The sequence below is a fragment of the Methanospirillum sp. genome (assembly GCF_035560735.1).
Taxonomy (GTDB): domain Archaea; phylum Halobacteriota; class Methanomicrobia; order Methanomicrobiales; family Methanospirillaceae; genus Methanospirillum.
In genome coordinates this window covers 1-2848 of the sequence record NZ_DATMYY010000284.1, presented here as the reverse complement: position 1 = coordinate 2848, position 2848 = coordinate 1, and the positions used below count along the sequence as shown (strand labels likewise).

Below are 2848 nucleotides of genomic sequence, written 5' to 3'. Positions count from 1 at the left end.
AGTTTTTTAGGATATAACTGGATTTGAGCCTCCTGATTTCCAGATACCAGTTCTTTTCTGATATCCTCGGGAATTTTCTCCATGGTGGCTGATATCTTTTCTTCAGAATCCGGAAGTATACCATTATTATATTCCATCAGATAATCTGCAATACTGACTCCTGATGTGATCCAGGGTCGCTTTTTCAATTGATTATCAGTAAACTCCTTCATCCATCTGATGGTATCAGGTGATGTGACTTGAGATCCTCTAACAAGTATCGGTATCGGTTCAGTTGATCCCACATATCTCGTAACCTTATCAAGCATGAGTTTTGCAGGCATATCAGGAGGAACAAATGCTTTTTCATTGGTATCAACCGGAAGGGTCTTGTCAATCTGAATACCTGCAACAGCAAGAAAAACCGCAACCAATAATACCGGAACCGGATTTCTTGCGATCTTTCCAGCAATTGAAGATAGAATCAGATCAGTTCTCCTTGGTTTAGTTGATACAGATTCTTTAGGTGTATACTGGAGGTAAAGAGCAATGAGTGGTAGTCCGATTAATGATGTGAGATAACAGATCGCAACTCCGATTATACTAACCAGTCCGAAAGATCGGATCATCGGGACCGGGGAGATAAACATAGCCATAAATCCCATCGATGTAGCAAGCATTGCATACATGACAGCTGGCCCGGATCTGACGATGGTAGTTCTGATAGCGCTTGAAAGAGAAACTAATCTGGCCTCTTCATCAAGTCGTGCCTGGAACTGGATTGCATAATCAATACCAAGACCAATCAGGACAGGGAATGCAGCGATAACGGCCATGTTTATCTTGATATGCAATAATCCCATTATTCCGAAGGTTATCAATAATCCGATAGCAACCATGATAACCGGAAGAAACCGGTACCTCACATATGAAAATAATCCGGCCATCAGCAAAACCATCAGGATAAGGGCTGCAAGAATGAGTGTTGTCATGGACTGGCTCAGTTCATTCTCCATCTCCTCATCAAACACTGATTCTCCGGTTAATGTTACGGTAATCCCTGGGGGTATAGCAGTATTTTGTAAGAATGAGCGGATATCTGCTGCAGTCTCCTTTCCTTTACTCACAGATATCCCATTGTCCAGTTTGATCATCACCAGAGTGATCAAATTTGAAGGAGTATACATAGTGAAGACATTACCTGGAATACCTGCTTTCACCTCCTGCAATTCACCTTCGCTTTGAGGAAGCACCCCACCATTGCGTTCTTTAATAAGATCAGTAATCGCTGACACACTTGAAACGTGATGCAGGTTTATGAGGGGAGCCTTTAGGGAATCGATGTAATTCAGGGCCTCTACACCGGAAGAATCCCCGGATTCTACCAAAATGACCAGAGTGCGTTTATCAAATTGTTCTGCGTAATGATCATAAATGATTCCTTTCAGAGTACTTTTATCAAGATACGTGTTAGAACCGGCCTCCATAGTAAGGAGAGTCATTCCCACTAAAGAGAGAAGAATTACAGAAAGAAAGAATGCAGAAACCACACGCTGATGATTCAGAATACAGTTCGCTAATCGATTAAAAAGAAAAAACATAGAAATCCCCTACAATCAGGAATGATTTCCCAGAACTTTCCTGAAAAACAGGAAATATCCACAGCCAAGAATACCTACGACTATCAGTGAAAGAACATATGCATTTGAAGCAAGGACTGCAAAGATGTCTGATTGAGCAACAGTAATTGGCACTTTTACGGTATCAGAGATGTGGGTTTTATTCAGAGCATCCCGATACCGGATTTCAGAATCGAGAGCATATTTCTTCTCTACAGCATTATCAGATGAGGTTATCTCAAACCTGGCATGGCCTACATCACCGGGATTTAGATCTCCAAGGTATGCAAGGTCATCATTACTGGTAAAGGGATCGACAGCACTTAACCGTACCTCTGCACTATACAATGAAGTAACACCAGTATTGCGATAATTTACGTCGATTGTCTTTGTACTCCCAGGACTAATTACAGGAACCGGACTTGTTATTGAGAAATCAGTTTTTTCTCCGATAGGAACACCAATCCGTTTACCTTCTGTTTCAAGATTATCCCCATCGCTATTCTTGTAATTTACACGAATTTCGAGTGGATACTCCTGGACTCCGGCATCCCGTGAAGTTGATATTTTGAATCTGACATCAGCAACTGATCCGGGTGAAAATGCCCCGATATAGACGGTACTGTCAATAGGAATTATTGGGGAATCACCACTTCGATTAATCAGGGCAACAGCTTCCTGTCCTGTATCACGTCCGATATTTTTCAGACTCACATTAATATACCCGGATCCACCTGCACTGATCGTATCAGGTGTCACCTGTACTACAGCAAGATTAATCGCTGATTTTACTTCGAATGGTATGTTTACCGTGAGATCTTTCTTGTTATACCGATAACTGATGCTGTCAGTTCCTTGTTGTTCTGCTTCTGCGAGATAGGTATACGACAGATGTAAGGGCAGTATGTATTTTCCGGCTGGAGCGTCATCCTTCACCCTGATCTGAAATACTACCTTTTTTGAATCAGAGCCGGAGATATCTCCAATCATCTGCTCATCAGATTTAATAAGAACCGGAGCATTTCCCTCCTGAAGCGAAGCAGATATCATTTTTGCAGTACTTGGTTGATCTTCCCGGTCCACGATATCTGACTGAACAATTTTTAGGGTGTTTAATCCGCTGTTCTGAATTGACAATTCTAATGGAACAGATGTGCCTGGAGTAAATTCATTACTCCCGGTGATACTGACAGAAATATTTGGAGCTCCTGATAGGAACTTGGTACCTGCACTTACCGGCAGTATAACAG

At 41.9% G+C, this 2848-nt stretch carries 2 protein-coding genes; both read right to left on the bottom strand.

The features are described 5' to 3' along the window. On the bottom strand, positions 1-1481 hold a 1481-nt coding region (locus VN429_RS08095), incomplete at its 3' end, for an efflux RND transporter permease subunit (RefSeq protein ID WP_325631908.1). A 114-nt stretch (positions 1482-1595) separates the two neighbouring features. Beyond that, positions 1596-2848 (bottom strand): COG1361 S-layer family protein (locus VN429_RS08090; RefSeq protein WP_325631906.1); only part of this gene is annotated, 1253 nt, incomplete at its 5' end.